Genomic DNA, 15,689 nt, shown 5'->3' on the forward strand with positions numbered 1-15,689 from the left:
GGATGAACCGGACTGTCACCTTTACTGCAAGCATGATCCTAGTTTGTATAATTGGTTTTTTACTAGTTATTGGTCGAGGTTTACTTATTCCACTTGTTATTGCCATTTTTATTTGGCATCTACTCAATACAATTAATGTATCTATGCAGCATATACCTATTTTTGGTGCCCATATGCCACTTTGGCTAAGAATGCTAATTTCTCTTCTCATTGTAACAGTCTTGTTTACAATTTTGGTAAATATTATTTCTAATAATGTTATGGAAGTAATTGATGTCTCACCACGCTATCAAGAAAATTTGAAGGATATTTTTAAAAGCATTGATAACTTTTTCCATATTAAAATGCTAGCTCGTTTTGATAGTTTTTTAAAAGATGTAAGTGTACAAAACCTAGTTGTTAACGTTTATTCTGTTTTTAGTACAGTTGCCGGATCAGCTGTGCTTATCACCTTATATGTTGTATTTTTATTTATTGAGCAACACTTTTTAAGGCAAAAAATAGATGCTTTATTCCCTCAAACTGAACATCGTGAATTAGTAGATAATATTATCAGCCATATTGTTAATGACACACAAACCTATTTAGGAATTAAAACGTTTTTAAGTGTTATAATGGCGCTTATCAGTTGGGTATTAATGAAAATAGTAGGACTGGACTTTGCTGAATTTTGGGCACTTCTTATTTTTTTTCTAAACTTTATTCCCAATATAGGTGCTATTATTGCAACAGTTTTTCCAGCCTTATTAGCGATGATTCAATTTGATGATTGGTTGCCGTTTCTCATTATCTCCCTTGGTTTTACCTTTATCCATTTTACTATTGGTAACATTATTGAACCTAGGTACTTAGGTAAGTCATTGCATTTAAGCCCTTTAGTTATCTTATTTTCACTAGCTCTTTGGGGAGCAATATGGGGTATATTAGGTATGTTTCTTGCAGTACCCATTACAGTAATGATGATGATTATTTTTGCTCATTTTGATAAAACAAGGCCTATTGCTATTATTTTATCTCAAGATGGTTATATTAGAAAAGCTTATGAGAAACTACCTGTTGTAGAGTAAGGAAGCTTTTTACCTGTTAGAATCGAGCTATTAGCAGATTTAAAAAGTTTCATTTTAGTTAAATAAGTATCTCTTTTGATCGACCTAAGATGTATTGTAAAAGCCTTGCTTCTGACAGGAAAAAGCGCATAATAGTTGCCTTTTGATAAACGAAAAATTTGATGAAGCACATTGTTGAACAGTTACTTTCAGATGCAATAAATAAGCTTAAAGCCCAAGGTATTATTCCTCAGGATCAGAATGTTGAAATTAAGATTGAGCGAACAAAGGACGCTAATCATGGTGATTTTGCCACTAATTTAGCACTCATGTTGGCAAAGCCTTGCCAAAAACTGCCAAGACAAGTAGCTGAGTTAATCATAAGTACATTAGATGAACAACCTGCTGTTGAGCGTATAGAAATAGCTGGGCCAGGATTTATTAATTTTTTTCTAGGTAATGATGTTTTATTAGAAGTAATCGCAAAAATATTAACAGAAAAAGAGCAATTTGGTTGTTCTAATCTTGGTGAAAATAAAAAAGTTATTCTTGAATTTGTTTCAGCTAATCCAACCGGGCCCTTACATGTTGGTCATGGCCGCGGTGCCGCTTTTGGTGCTACTTTAGCTAATATTTTAAAGGCAGCAGGGTTTAATGTGAGTTGTGAATATTATGTTAATGATGCTGGCCGGCAAATGGATATTTTAGCTGCTAGTGTATGGCTTCGTTATCTTGAATTAACAGGCGAACAAATTATATTCCCAACGAATGCTTATCGTGGTGACTATGTTCAAGCAATTGCAAAAGATTTCTTAAATAAACATAGCCATCAGTATGTGTATCCCTGGTCAATAGTTAGTGGAAATTTACCCCCTGATGAACCAGAAGGTGGCGACAAGGAAATTTATATTGATGCTATTATTTTAAGAATGAAAGCCTTGCTAGGTACAACAAGCTTCAATTTATTTCATAAACAAGCCCTTGATTCTGTCCTTAATGATATTAAAAATGATCTAGATGAATTTGGTGTTCATTTTGATTGTTGGTTTTCAGAACGGTCATTATTAGAAGGTAAAGCAATTGAGAAAGGTATTAATGCCTTAACGAAGGCCGGATATACTTATGAAAAAGAAGGTGCCTTGTGGTTTAAAGCTACTTCTTTTGGTGATGAGAAAGATAGAGTATTAATTCGAGCTAATGGGCAAACAACCTACTTTGCTTCGGACGTGGCCTATCACTGGGATAAATATAATCGTGGATTTGCCAGAGTCATTGATATTTTCGGTGCTGATCATCATGGTTATGTTTCACGTATTCGCGCTGCTGTTACAGCATTAGGTCATGATGAGCAGGCACTCGATATTATGTTAGTTCAGTTCGCAATTTTATATCGGGGTGGCGAACGTATGCAAATGTCGACTCGCAGTGGATCTTTTGTCACTTTAAGAGAATTGCGTGAGGAAGTTGGTAATGATGCGGCTCGCTTTTTTTATGTAATGCGAAAGCCCGAGCAACATATGGATTTTGATCTGGATTTAGCAAAGTCAAAATCCAATGAAAATCCAGTCTATTATATTCAATACGCCCATGCGCGGATATGTAGTGTTTTACGACAATTGCAAGAGCGAAAATATACCTTAAATATAGAGCAGGGATTACAATCAATTAAGCGGTTATCAGAGCCTTATGAGATAACATTATTAACCTTGTTAAGCCGTTATCCTGAAGTAGTTACATTAGCTGCATCTACTTGCGAGCCCCATCAACTCGCTTATTATTTACGTGAACTAGCTAATGGTTTACATAGCTATTACAATGCAATAATTTTATTATGTGAAGATGAGTCATTACGTAACGCCCGAATGTGTTTACTTAGTGCAGTACGTCAGGTGTTAGGAAATGGATTACAATTATTAGGTGTTTCAGCCCCTGAGAGTATGTGATGGCAAAGGATTATGTTAAAAAGAGACCTGTAAGACAACGCCGTAATGTCCCAAAACAATTGGTAACCTTATTGGCCTCTTTTTTGTGTGGTTATTTGACTGCAACCGTCTTTGATTTTACTAGCTTATCAGCTTGGATTAATCAACATGTCTTAAAAAATAAAGAAGTGCCTGTGGAAAAAAAGAAGGTAGCTAAGCAACAGGTTGTTAAACCAAAATTTGAATTTTATACCTTGCTAGCTAAAGATAATACCCCACCTGGCTCAACAGCTAATCGAATAACTGTGGCAAGTGCCAAAAACCAGCAATCATCCCTCCCACAATTATTACCAAATTCGGCTATGCAAGGAGCGGCCTTGCAGGGAGCAGGCAATGTGCAACAGACTCAACCGCAAGCTGTAATAGGGCAAAGATCACCAATAACTTCTCCGGCTCAGCTTTCTAATCAGCAAGCTCGTCAAGCTGCAATAACAATTGATAATAAAGCAACTCTATTAGCTGCTCGTCATACCAAAGAAGCATTTTTAATTCAAATTGCCGCCTTTAATAGACGCCAGGATGCTGAGCATTTAAAAGCATCCTTAGTATTACGTGGTTTCGATGTAACAATCTCACCTATTTTAAAAAATAATGTGAACTGGTATCGGGTAGTAGTTGGCCCTTTTCCTTCACGTGCTGAAGCTGAGAAAGCGCAGCTTGCAGTAGCAAGGAGCGAACGTATGAAAGGAATGATCCGTAAAGTTGATGTTTGAGTTAATATATGGCCTCAAAGACTTATGAATTTTCTCTTCCCACTATAACCTGTGTTAGTTGCATTCGCTCTATAGAAATAAATCTTGAACAATATAAGAAAGAGCATTCCTGGTTAGAAGAGTACAATATTGATTTAACGACTAAGCGATTAAAAATCCTTGTTAACGAACAAGACACAACCGAAGACAGAGTTAATTATAGTGAAAGAATTGCTAGTGAAGTTGAAAATATAGGTTTTAGATGTATACCTCTCTCTGTAGAGGATCTCATTTTCGAGCCTGAGGTTACAGAGATTAAGAAAAAGCAAAAATTATCAGATAAAATTCGCAAATTTTTCACTTCTCATTGGTTCCAAGGTCTAATTGGCACAGTTTCTGGACTTAGTTTATTAATCTTGTCATTGCTTACAGGCGGTTTACCAATACCAGTTATGATTATTATTGGTACACTAAGCTCTTTGTTAACTTTAGTTTTAGGTTTCCCGTCTTACAAAGATGCATTAATGAAATTATGGAAATCCCGTACCTTAACAATGGATATGTTGTTTACTCTTAGCACATTAACTGTGATTGTTGTTTCAACGCTTGCTTTTTTTGTACCATGGCTTCCTATGATGTTTGAAGCAGGGCTTTTAATTTTTGGTTTTCGGCATGTTGGACTTGCAATTGAAGAGTCACTTAAACATAAACTAGAAATAGATAAGCGTTTTCAACAACGGTTGCCTAGACGTGTCAATCTATTGATTGATGAAGAAAATGTGGAGTTATGTCCTTTATTAAATATTAAAGATGATGACGTCATCGTTATTAACCCAGGCGAGCTTATTCCCTTGGACGGTGTTTGTTTAACTGAAAATAATTTAATTTATGAAACTATTAGAACGGGCTCGCCATTACCCCGTAATTTTAAAAAGAGCGAGCTTGTTTATTCAGGCATGTATTTAGCAGAAGATGCAAAGCCTCTAAAATTACAAGTCACTGCAGATGTACATAATTCTTACTTAGCGCGCTTTGATAAAGCTATAGAAACAGCACAGTATGAAAAAGCGCCTATCGAAGAAACAGCAAGTCGGCTTTTGCAGTATTTTATTCCAGCGGTTATTGGATTTGCAATTCTATCTGGCATTACTATAGGTTTATTTTTTCCACCTGCGCTTGCAATTCAATGTGCCATCTCAGTATTAGTATCTGCTTGTCCGTGTACTCTTGGGCTAATTGTTCCTTTTGCAGTTAAAATTGGTTTACAAAAAGCAGTAACTCATGGGGTTGAGTTTAAAAGTGCAAAAAAATTACAAGATGCAGCAGCTGTAGATGTAATTGTTTGTGATCTACGTGGTACCTTAACTAAGGGTGCTCCTATAGTTACTAATTTGTGCTGTCTGTTGCCTGAAATAGAGGAACATAGGATGATTGCCTATGCCGTTTCAGTAGAGCAAAAATCTAAACATCCTATGGCTAAGGCCATTGTTGATTATGCTAAAGAAAAGCAAATCCACGCCCTAGAAGCTCCGGAAGATGTCTTAGTAGACTCTACTAATCATTCAGGGCTTAGCGCAGATATTAAAGGGGCAAAAATTACCATTGGTAATGAAAATATGATGCATGATATCGGTATAGATGTTACTTCCGTAAGCGAAAAAATAATTTTAGATGTCGCTGAAACCCCTATCTATATTGCTCGTGATAACCGATTATTGGGTTATTTTATATTAACTGATCCACTACGTGATGAAACAGCACAGGCAATTACTGCTTTACAAAAATTAAATAAACCAGTTTTCATTTGCACCGGGGAAAAAAAAGATACTGCTATTCGATACGTTAAACCATTAAATATTCCTATCGATCATATTGCGGCTGATTATGTAGGATTAGCTACTAAAACGCATGAAAAGGCAAAAATTGATTTTATCCGCAAATTACAGGCTAAAAAACTCAAAGTGGCTATGTTAGGTGATGCAGACAATGATGCACTTGCCTTGGCACAAAGTGACTTTGGAATAGCTATTAAATCTAATTCAAGTAGTGAAATAACACAACAGCAAGCAGGTGCAATTATTCAAGGTCAATCTTTACTGCCTGTTGTAAGTTTATTTACAATTGCAAAGCAAACTGTAAGTAATATTAAACAAAATCTTGCATTTAGTTTAAGTTATAATTCGGCGGCACTTCTTGTTGCAGGCGGGCTATTAGTTTTTGTAGGATTTAGTTTAAATCCAGGAGTAGGCGTTGCATTAATGATTTTGCAAACTGCATTGATTTTAGGAAATACTTATCGTTTTAAAAGAAAATCTTTAGAACATTTAAAATCCCAGTCTAGTAATACTGCAGAAGTAGAAATGGGATCTTACCAGAAATTTAAAAATATTTTTCATTTAAAGGACAAGCCTAATTTAAATTATGAGATCTCTAAAGAGTCCAATTTACATTATCAAAGAAAAGAAAAGGCTATCATTCCTAATACATCTATAACACAGGAACTATCTGTACCTGCAAATTCTAGTTTTTCCTTATAAGAGAGCTTAACGCGTTACACATACTTTAATATCAGTAGCATTCTTAATAGCATGAGGTTTGCTAACACTTACTGTGACTTCGCCTAGATTAAATTCTTTCTTAATTAATTGGGCAACGTTATCTGCCACAGTCTCAATTAAATTAAATGAATTCGATTCAACAAAAGTTGTCACTAAGTCTGTCAATTTAGAATAATCAACTGTTTTATTAATATCATCATTACAATGGGTAAAATCAGTAGGAATAGAAATATTTAATACTAGACGCTGTACAATACGTTTTTCCCAAGTATGTACTCCAATTTTAGTGGCAATAGTGAGACCTGTGATTTCAAGTCTATCCATCTTAAATATCCGTTTAAAGAAAATTAGAATAGCAACTCATGCTCTCAAGAGCAATGAGAAATGGGCTTCTATAAAAATTAAATTAATATTAATTTAGTATAAAAGGATAAAGAATCATAGGTTGAACTTGCGTTCAATTAATAATTGTATTAACTCAGAGTTAATAATAAAAATTAATTTGCCAACTTAGCTAAATTAGCATATGTATAATATAAACGATAAATTGATGTATAAATGGATTTTTAATTAATAAATTAATTAAATTCGACTAAAAGATAATAAGAGAAAATTCGGTTATGTTTAATTATAGTAATTTAAAAGGGATTCAACAAAACTTAGCTGTAGATAGTAAAATTTCTCAACTTTATGACCCTATTGATTTTAAAATTCATAGTGATTCTGTGTTCATTCATTATGAGAATAATAATTTTATTAGACTATTTTCTAAACGATCACTATTAGGCTTACAAGAACAATTAAACAAATGTCGACAAATTATTAAAGAAGGCGAGCGCGATAAGTCATTTATAAAATTAGCGCTGAATCAATATAGGACTCGTAATGAAGAAGAAGGTATTTATGAAGAGATATTGCAACAAATGGTGGGAAAAGGATTCGATATTAATCACATTATGAAGTCATGTGAGGTAATCGATACGGTAATTCTTATTTTAGTAAATATGCCTGCAAACGCAAATATTGCTCTTGCTTCTAACGATTTGCCTAAAAACATGGTTTTTATGGTTCCCTATCTTACTCGTCTTTATCAGTTAAGGGTAAATCAGCAAGAAGAGCTAGAGCATAGTACTGAAGTTGAACATCAGTCAATTAGTACCTTCTTAGAAGAGCTAATTGTGAGTCAAATAACAATAATAGATGAAAGCAGAAAAAAATTACTTTCTAGTACAGGGGAAGCACTTAACGATAATCAGGTCCTTTGTCCCTTTTCACGTTCTATAATCAATGTAGAGAAGTCCTTAGCTAGTGCCAGCAAAGCAAAATTATTTTTGCAGTTAATTGTTGCAGCAGTAAAGATTAATAATTTACAAGATAAGTCAATTGATAAGTTCTTAAAAAAGCAAAAGCCTAATTATTTGGTGGAAGCTTATCAAGCGCTTAACCATTATATTACTAAACCATCAACTATTTTTACTTCAGAACAGCAAAAATTTCTTGCTGACATCGGTATTAAGAAAGTAGTAAACGCGCGATATAAACATTTGTGGAATAAAAATAAAAGTGTTAAAGACAATGCGCTAGCGGTACTTAATGATTATTCTAAATTAAATACTATCTTGCCCACCTTCAGTTTATTTATGACAGGTCATTGGAATAGACATCATCACCTTCTAGTTAAAAAAGCTATTTCACGTATTAAAGAAGATGACGCCTCAATTAAACAAGTAATTGTTGATTTAGAAGAGCAATCTCGAGCGAGTCCTAAATTCAACCCAAGTGGCTCATTAGCTCGCCGGTTGGAATTTATTAGTTCACACTTAAATGAGCTAAATGAATTAACAAAGAAAATGCAATTACGTTAACGTAATTAAGATAAATTAATCTAATTTTAGTAAAACTTTATTTCTCCTATTGAATCTTTAACTAAATTAAGCATTTTTATCTAAGCTAAAAATGGTAGAATGCCCTTTTTATCTTGGATTTCTATGAGTGACGTTGCTAATTCTCTTTTAATACGGGCCTTACAACGTAAGCCTATTCCACGTACGCCAGTTTGGTTAATGCGACAAGCAGGGCGTTATTTACCAGAATATCGTCAAGTCCGTGCCAAAGTAGGCGATTTTTTAAATTTATGTAAGACGCCTGAACTAGCTTGTGAAGTTACGTTACAGCCCCTACGTCGCTATCCCCTCGATGCTGCTATTGTCTTTTCTGATATTTTAACTATTCCTGACGCTATGGGGCTTGGTTTATATTTTGCAGAAGGAGAAGGGCCTTGCTTTCATACACCACTTCAATCAGCAAAGGCTATTGAGGCAGTCAACCCTCCTAATATAGGAAATGATTTAGCTTATGTGTTTGACGCTATCAAATTAATCCGCCGAGAGATGCCTAAAGATCTACCTTTAATTGGGTTTTCTGGTAGCCCCTGGACACTGGCTTGTTATATGGTCGAAGGGAAAAGCAGCCGTAATTTTAATCATATGATGACTTTGCTTGACACCCAGCCAGAAGTGGCCCATATCTTATTAATGCAATTAGCTCAAGCGGTAAAGAATTATTTACTTGAACAAGTTTTAGCAGGTGTCAATGCTGTTATGATTTTTGATACATGGGGAGGTTTATTAACAACCAAACAGTATCAACAGTTTTCTTTACAATATATGCAGCAAATCGTGCATGCTTTTAAGCAAATTCACCCTGATATTCCAGTCATTCTATTTACAAAGGGTGGAGGAAAGTGGCTAAAAGAAATGGCTGCAACGGGTTGTGATGCTTTAAGTTTAGATTGGACTTGTGAGCTAGGATATGCAAGAGCACTAGTCGGTGAAGAAGTCGCTTTGCAAGGTAATTTAGAGCCTGCGCTCTTACTTAAAAGCGATAGGATTATTCGTGAGCATGTAAAAAAGGTGTTAGATTCGTATGGTTATGGGAGTGGGCATGTATTTAATTTGGGGCATGGTATTACACCTGATATTTTGCCAGAAAAAGTAGCTGTAATGATTGAGGCAGTAGAGGAATTTAGTCCAACATACCATAATAATTTATGATAACTGTAAGTACCTTTAAACCTGCATGGTGGTTGCTATCTCCACATGCACAAACAGTATACCCGACTTTAATGCGTAAGATTAAAGCGCCTATTGATAAAATAGAGCGGGTAGAATTAATGGATGGCGATTTTGTTGATTTAGCCTGGGCTATCAATGGTTTATCATCTAATTCACCTTTAGTCATTTTATTACATGGCTTAGGCGGTAGTGTTAAATCTCCTTATGCAGGTGGTTTAATGCATGCTATAAATAAGCAGGGCTGGCGTGCCGTTTTAATGCATTTTCGTGGCGCAAGCGGTCATCCTAATCGTTTACCTCGAGCTTATCATTCTGGCGATACAGTTGACTTTAATTTCATTGTTAATTATCTTGCGCAATTAGAGCCACATACTCTTAAAGCAGCAATAGGTATTTCATTAGGCGGTAATGTCTTGCTTAAGTGGCTAGGCGAAAGTGGCAAACAACAGCTATTAACCACAGCTGTTGCAGTGTCTGTCCCTTTTCAACTCCGAATTGTTGCTGATCGAATTAATCAAGGTTTCGCTCGAATTTATCAAAATAAAATTTTAAATTCTTTGCAACAAATCTTTATTAACAAACGAAGTAGTATAAATTCAGATTTGCCACAAGTTTACAAAGATATTGAAAAATGGAAGTGTTTTTGGACATTTGACGAAAATGTAACAGCACCTTTGCACGGCTTTACGAGTGTGCATACTTACTATCGACAGGCTAGTTCGCTTAATTATCTGCCAGAAATAGCTACACCAACGTTAATCATTCATGCTAAAGATGATCCCTTTATGACGCCTGAGGTAATCCCGCTTCCTGAGCAACTACCCGATTGTGTAACGCTAGAGTTAAGTATGAAAGGTGGGCATGTTGGTTTTATTAGCGGTAATATTCTGGGGCGGCCTATCTACTGGTTAGATAAAAGAATTCCTCATTATCTAGAACCTTTTCTTACTTCCTCTATTTAAGCAAAAATTAGAATTATAAATTACTGCGCATTAGCAGTAATTTGGTTATTATCTTATAAAATTTTATAAGTAAATAACAGATTTTTTAATATAATACCAGTTTGATTAATTCATTACAGCTGTAGTTTAAATTTAATTTAATGTTAAAGGAAATAGCTCAATTTAATTAATTTAAAAGTAGATCTTTTAACACAAAAGATGATTCGGCTTAATTAAAAATAAAAAAATTAGTCATATTTTTTATTACCAGGGAGTATTTGATGTTAAGGTATAGAGGTAAAGAATTAATTAAAATTGCAGGTACTCTTGGTGGTAAAAATCAAATAAAAGGTTTTTATAAAGATCAAGAAGGCAAAATTTACTTTGTTAAAAAGCCAGCTGATCTTAAAGAATTATTTACTGAATTATTAGCGGGCTTATTATTAAAAGAATTTAAACAGCGAAAATTAATTGATCCACAATATTTTGATTCCTTAATTAATGCAGATTGGATTAAGTTTGAAGATGGGTCTTATGGGTTAATTCAACCTAAGGTAGAATTTACTGAACTTTATAAAATAATTGGTACAGGATTTAAAGATAATTCTGATCGAAATCCTCTTATAGAGATGCTAAATGGATCTAATCAATATGCATTATTAACTGCAGAATTTAAATCTTACTATGGGTTATCTATTGCGTTGATGTTTTCTCTGCTCTTTGGTGATTACAGCGTGCATAGTGGAAATATTGTCTGCTTGAATCGTTTGTTACCAGCTAATGAAAAAAAAGTAACTCAATTTTCTCGCATTGATTGGGGAGCAGCATTTCGCTATTTTAATTATTATGAAGATATTCTTAATCCTTTTGAATATCAGGGATGGTCTAAATATAAATTACTTACTAAAGGTTATATTTTTAATTATAAAAGAATCAATGGCTTATTTCCTGCTATAGCTAAAAGAGCTCTCGCTTTAAGAACTAAAATTAATCCTGATTTGTTATACGATATAGTTTTAAAAACATTAAAAGAAGTACCGTCTGATTTATTAACTTTTCCTATTCAAAAAGCATTAGCTGAGTATTTAGGTTTTCCTTCATTTACAGCAGTTATTTTTAATGAAAGCAAAACGTATCAGCCTTTTGCAAAGGATTTTTCAGAAGTTTTATTTAAGCGTTTAAATAACTTATGTGTGTTGAAAAACTTAATTGAAGAAAGCTCTTTCTTATATCGGAGTATAAGCTTTAATAATTTAGCTAATACTGAAGATAATTTTACCTTTGGAAACCAAGATACAATAGATTTATTTGTCGGAAGGACCGAATTAAATAATCAAGAAATAACAAATGAAAAATATATTGAAAAGCTACTTAAAATATTTTCTGATGAATTGCTAACAGACCCTGTTTTTATGGCTATTTTATCCAAAGGTAAAATGGTAAATTTTATGCCAGAAGTTATAAAAGATTTATTAATTTTAAAAAAATTTTATACTGAACATTTGGAATTAAATAAGGGTAAAGATGATAGCCAAATTTATTCTAATTTTCTAAATATATTTTATAAAGAATCGCTGTTAGTCCGTTTGTCAGAACAGGATCATTTAACTCAAGCAAGGAATTTATTAGATTTAGCTTATAAATTTTTATATTTAAAGGATACTAATTTATTTTTTTGGAACGAAGTTTTGCAGATGTTAGATAGTTTATTTAATAGAGAAATTTTAGTGTCAAAAATGAATAATAGATTGAGGGATGAAACCCGATTTTTTAATTATAAAAAACCCGGCGTTAATCTAGAAAGATCAGAATTTGATAGATTTGAATTATCTAACAATTTATAGGTAAGTGATAGTATTTTTAATACTTAAATTCTAGATCATGCGCCTTATAAATTTTGCAGAAAGTAACTTTATACGGCAGCCTAACGAAGGTTAAAAAGTAGTTAAGGTAATTAAATTTATACTAACCTAATTGATTATTTTTTTTTACAGTGGCACAGTAATAATTGCAAGGATGTTAACTTTAAAATAAACAGGAGTTTATTATGCGAGTCAACAATTATATTGCGCCATTTATTTTAAGTCCAATCTTAGCTTTCGCCAACACTAAAGGTAACCCTGAAAATGTAATATCTTCAACGCCTTTAGTGCCAAAAAATACCATCATTAATCATTATTCAAGTGAGTCAAACACAAGGCTGCCAAATTTACTTTTAGCCAGGAAAGATTACCCCACTCAGATTGTACGTGTTGGGGGTAAAGTAGAAGAATTTAAAATAACATGTGAGGAAGTAAACAAAGAGATTGATAAAATTTTTATTCAAAAAATTAATCCTGATAAATTTTATTACAATACTTATATCTTTTGTGGTTTCAATCCTGAAAATCATTATGCAATGAATTTTTCTATTCACAGCTACTTTGATCCCTTAAGTAATGAAGCAATTGATTATCTACAAAAATATTTAAATCAATTTAACGGCCATGATTTACTAGGTACAAAGTTCTATGTTGAAAATGCAAGGGGCGTCGTTGCTGCCTTAACAATTAATGTTGGAACGAAAAAATACCCCAAGGGTCCATTAATTTTATCTAGGCAAGATCATAGTAGCTTTTACTTCAACAGTAATTATGAAATGCGCCGTGAGCTTATAAGTGATATTCAGGCACGTTTCTATTCCAATGATCCAGAGCAGTTACTTCCTTTTTTTGATAATTGGCTATTCCCTCATGCTGGTAAATTTTACCACCGTATTTTAATCGATGCTAATTATATGGAGGTTCAGCCGGAAACCATTTTCTTAATGGATGATGAGCCTACTTTATTCGTATCAAATTTAAAGTATTATTACTCTAATGACTGTACAACAAACCCAAATCAACATTGTTTATAAGGTCTAAAAGGACACAAGAGTTATCCTCTTGTGTTCCTTTATTAAATCTATCTAAAAATAGTTTATGTTTTTAATTATTAAATAAGAGTACAGCAACTTACACTATTAGGATCAATGAAAATTTCTTCCTGCCTCTGTAAAGGTGAAGAATTAAATAAAGTACTTGCGGATGAACCAGGTAAATATGGAACATCTAAAATAAATTGCTTTATTTTACCGTTCATAAAAGCTTTAAATTTCTGATCTAAAAATAATTTTTTATCGAAACTAATATATTGCTTTAAGTTATCAGACTTCTCATGATGGATCGTTGTGTAGGCCTTTGGAAAAATCGCATTAATTTGGCTTGCCAGCTTAGTTGCTGCAGATAAAGATATGCCCTCTAAGTAGAGATCAACATCGAATATAGCATCTATACGATTTTCATCTTGAAAAATCTCAGCATTCGTTAACTCTCCATTAATATGGAAAGTTTTAAGCAAAATCTCCGCAAACATGAAGGCATTAAAGGGTTTTCTCTTTAAAAGAACGCATTGTTCTTGAAAAGTCCTAAAGAGTTGTTCTGCAGGCGTATATAGATGAACGTGTGACGCTGGATAGATTTCTTTGATTCTATCTTTAATGAGTAATGTCGTTACCAGATTTCGATACCAATTAGGTAGTATTTTTTCTATCAGCGTTGATAAATTAAGGCTAATTTGAGGATGAAATTCTTCTACTAGGGAAGCTGTTTCGGCGCCATAAGTAGTATTTAAATAGGTTACCAGGGTATTAATATTTTCTAATGATAAATCTAGTTCAATTAATATTTTTTTAGAGGGCGGGATTAAGTTTTTAGAAAAAACTAATTTTTCCTCATAAATTTTACAACTGGCGGGAAATTGGGTGATTTGAGCCATCTGAGCTAAGATATAACCAAAAATATCTATCTGATTTTTTTTGATCCCTATTGAGCCAGTTAAGTGGTTAAGGACTAAGTTAAAATAGTTAAAATCATAAGTAGGTTTAAATTTAAATATTACAGAAGCCTCAAGTTGGATGTTATTGTTTAAAGCAGCTTTTCGCAAAGCAAAATGAGTGGCCTCTTGTAATGTATTTTCTGACATCAGCTGGGAGCTTTCTTTATTTTCTCGCTTCAAGAAGCTATCTATAAGATCTTTCTCTAGCTGCATAGTCGGTTTTATATAACCGAATATTTCAGCAACTGCCCCGCCATTTAGCGGACTAAATTCATCCTCTAATAAACTAATGGTGGCCTTAGATAATTCTGTTCGAAAATCAATTGGCGTTTTTAGGAGTTGAGAGTCAAACTCAGGTTCCTCCTTATCAGGTAATTTAAATTCAGGAAAGTTAGTCTCAATTTCAGAATCTTCATAACGTAATTCATATGCAAAAAAGTCAATTAATGATTTAATCCAAAGGCCATTTTGGTTAATAATTTCTCTCTGAATAGTTTCCTGTAGAGGCAGAAAATAATTTTTCAACTTATCATCTGCATCAAATAAGAAGCCATCAAGCTGCCTTGCCAATCTAAATAATAAATTTTTCTTATCTAATTTAAGATAAAATGGCATACCAACCATGTTACGAGTTATACACTCTAGGGTTAGGCTCAATTGTACTAAATCTTTTGAATCCCTTAATTGCTTACTATTCGCTTTAGAGGCTTTCTCTAAGTTAAATTTTTTAAGTTGTTCAGCTAATAATGTGGAAACGATACGATTTATTTTTTCAGGAAAATTGGTAATTAAAGGCGATTTATTAGGCTCAGGGTGGTTTCTGCCTTCTGTAAGTTTAAAAAATTTCTGCCAGCTTGTCCAAATTTCTAAGGCGACTTCTTCTTGATTAACGATGGCAGGATTCATATTTGCTATTAAAGCCTTTTCAATCGTATCCAGCGTAAAGTTGGCTTTATCAACTTTATTTTCTAAGTCTTTTGCTATTTTATAAAAAATACATGCGTTGGTAACGTCGGTAAGAGGTATAAGTTGGTTTCTATTATGGGCAACTGGATAGTTGATCTTCGGCGGCAGATGTAGAGATTGAAAACTAATATTACCTAGATAATCAAATATAAGTGTTAGCGAGGTATCATTAGGTTGGTTAGGCGGTAAATTAGGAAAATAACGGGCATTCGTAGGCATGACATATCTCCATAAGTATATAGCTTATTGCAAGCATTTTTTATAAAACTTAAATAAAAGTCCTTAATATAACAGTATTAAAATTCTACTCTCCAAATTGACTACGTTAGAGCTAAACCAAGCATAAGCATATGCTTTACCCAGCGCTTTTTAATGAAGTTGTAGTAATTTTAGGTGAGGTTATAATTGATTAAGATTTACCTAGCTTTATTAGTTTTAAATAGGATTGGTAATCTAGCTTAAAATAATTTTTTTATCAATGTGCTAACTTTTTAGTTAACTGTTTCTTTGTTTTAATTTAAAAAGAGTATTGGTTAATTTAAGGATATGGTAATGATTTAGTTTGATGTTTTTCA

At 33.3% G+C, this 15,689-nt stretch carries 11 protein-coding genes; 9 read left to right on the forward strand and 2 right to left on the reverse strand.

Features of this window, described 5'->3' with window-relative positions:
* Window positions 1-2 precede the first annotated feature (2 nt).
* The 4 genes from ACQUW5_RS03365 to ACQUW5_RS03380 all read left to right on the forward strand — a co-directional run bounded on the left by ACQUW5_RS03365 (window position 3) and on the right by ACQUW5_RS03380 (window position 6,257).
* Entirely contained in the window at window positions 3-1,067 is a 1,065-nt protein-coding gene (locus tag ACQUW5_RS03365; RefSeq protein ID WP_444989799.1) for an AI-2E family transporter, read from the forward strand.
* Window positions 1,068-1,228: 161 nt separating this feature from the next.
* Entirely contained in the window at window positions 1,229-2,989 is a 1,761-nt protein-coding gene (argS, locus tag ACQUW5_RS03370) for an arginine--tRNA ligase (RefSeq protein ID WP_444989800.1), read from the forward strand.
* Window positions 2,989-3,741, forward strand: coding sequence for an SPOR domain-containing protein (locus tag ACQUW5_RS03375; protein WP_444989801.1), 753 nt, complete (start codon window positions 2,989-2,991; stop codon window positions 3,739-3,741). The genes argS and ACQUW5_RS03375 overlap by 1 nt, the downstream gene beginning before the upstream one ends.
* 8 nt (window positions 3,742-3,749) lie before the next feature.
* Window positions 3,750-6,257 (forward strand): heavy metal translocating P-type ATPase, encoded by a 2,508-nt coding sequence (locus ACQUW5_RS03380; RefSeq protein WP_444989802.1) that lies wholly within the window; start codon window positions 3,750-3,752, stop codon window positions 6,255-6,257.
* A 6-nt stretch (window positions 6,258-6,263) separates the two neighbouring features.
* Here ACQUW5_RS03380 and folB read toward each other — a convergent pair whose 3' ends face one another.
* A complete protein-coding gene (gene folB / locus ACQUW5_RS03385) occupies window positions 6,264-6,602 on the reverse strand; it encodes a dihydroneopterin aldolase (RefSeq protein WP_444989803.1) in 339 nt (112 codons plus the stop codon).
* A gap of 296 nt (window positions 6,603-6,898) precedes the next feature.
* Between folB and ACQUW5_RS03390 the strand changes: the two genes are divergently transcribed.
* The 5 genes from ACQUW5_RS03390 to ACQUW5_RS03410 all read left to right on the forward strand — a co-directional run bounded on the left by ACQUW5_RS03390 (window position 6,899) and on the right by ACQUW5_RS03410 (window position 13,189).
* Window positions 6,899-8,143: a DUF5617 domain-containing protein gene (locus ACQUW5_RS03390; protein ID WP_444989804.1), complete on the forward strand. Its 1,245-nt coding sequence runs from the start codon at window positions 6,899-6,901 to the stop codon at window positions 8,141-8,143.
* A 123-nt stretch (window positions 8,144-8,266) separates the two neighbouring features.
* Entirely contained in the window at window positions 8,267-9,331 is a 1,065-nt protein-coding gene (hemE, locus tag ACQUW5_RS03395) for a uroporphyrinogen decarboxylase (protein ID WP_444989805.1), read from the forward strand.
* Window positions 9,328-10,314 carry a hydrolase gene (locus tag ACQUW5_RS03400; protein ID WP_444989806.1) on the forward strand — a complete coding sequence of 329 codons (987 nt, stop codon included), beginning with the start codon at window positions 9,328-9,330 and terminating at the stop codon, window positions 10,312-10,314. The genes hemE and ACQUW5_RS03400 overlap by 4 nt, the downstream gene beginning before the upstream one ends.
* Window positions 10,315-10,574: 260 nt before the next feature.
* On the forward strand, window positions 10,575-12,137 hold the full coding sequence (locus ACQUW5_RS03405; RefSeq protein ID WP_444989807.1) for a hypothetical protein: 1,563 nt from the start codon (window positions 10,575-10,577) through the stop codon (window positions 12,135-12,137).
* Between the two features lie 203 nt (window positions 12,138-12,340).
* Window positions 12,341-13,189: an Lpg0189 family type II secretion system effector gene (locus ACQUW5_RS03410; RefSeq protein ID WP_444989808.1), complete on the forward strand. Its 849-nt coding sequence runs from the start codon at window positions 12,341-12,343 to the stop codon at window positions 13,187-13,189.
* 77 nt (window positions 13,190-13,266) lie between these two features.
* Here the strand turns inward: ACQUW5_RS03410 and ACQUW5_RS03415 are convergent, their stop codons facing one another.
* Window positions 13,267-15,333: a hypothetical protein gene (locus tag ACQUW5_RS03415; protein ID WP_444989809.1), complete on the reverse strand. Its 2,067-nt coding sequence runs from the start codon at window positions 15,331-15,333 to the stop codon at window positions 13,267-13,269.
* Window positions 15,334-15,689: the final 356 nt, after the last annotated feature.

The organism is Legionella pelazae (assembly GCF_052527395.1).

Coding starts and splice junctions, on each gene's coding strand:
- ACQUW5_RS03365 (WP_444989799.1), top strand. CDS start 3: ATGAACCGGACTGTCACCTTTACTGCAAGCATGATCCTAGTTTGTATA.
- argS (WP_444989800.1), top strand. CDS start 1,229: ATGAAGCACATTGTTGAACAGTTACTTTCAGATGCAATAAATAAGCTT.
- ACQUW5_RS03375 (WP_444989801.1), top strand. CDS start 2,989: ATGGCAAAGGATTATGTTAAAAAGAGACCTGTAAGACAACGCCGTAAT.
- ACQUW5_RS03380 (WP_444989802.1), top strand. CDS start 3,750: ATGGCCTCAAAGACTTATGAATTTTCTCTTCCCACTATAACCTGTGTT.
- folB (WP_444989803.1), bottom strand. CDS start 6,602: ATGGATAGACTTGAAATCACAGGTCTCACTATTGCCACTAAAATTGGA.
- ACQUW5_RS03390 (WP_444989804.1), top strand. CDS start 6,899: ATGTTTAATTATAGTAATTTAAAAGGGATTCAACAAAACTTAGCTGTA.
- hemE (WP_444989805.1), top strand. CDS start 8,267: ATGAGTGACGTTGCTAATTCTCTTTTAATACGGGCCTTACAACGTAAG.
- ACQUW5_RS03400 (WP_444989806.1), top strand. CDS start 9,328: ATGATAACTGTAAGTACCTTTAAACCTGCATGGTGGTTGCTATCTCCA.
- ACQUW5_RS03405 (WP_444989807.1), top strand. CDS start 10,575: ATGTTAAGGTATAGAGGTAAAGAATTAATTAAAATTGCAGGTACTCTT.
- ACQUW5_RS03410 (WP_444989808.1), top strand. CDS start 12,341: ATGCGAGTCAACAATTATATTGCGCCATTTATTTTAAGTCCAATCTTA.
- ACQUW5_RS03415 (WP_444989809.1), bottom strand. CDS start 15,333: ATGCCTACGAATGCCCGTTATTTTCCTAATTTACCGCCTAACCAACCT.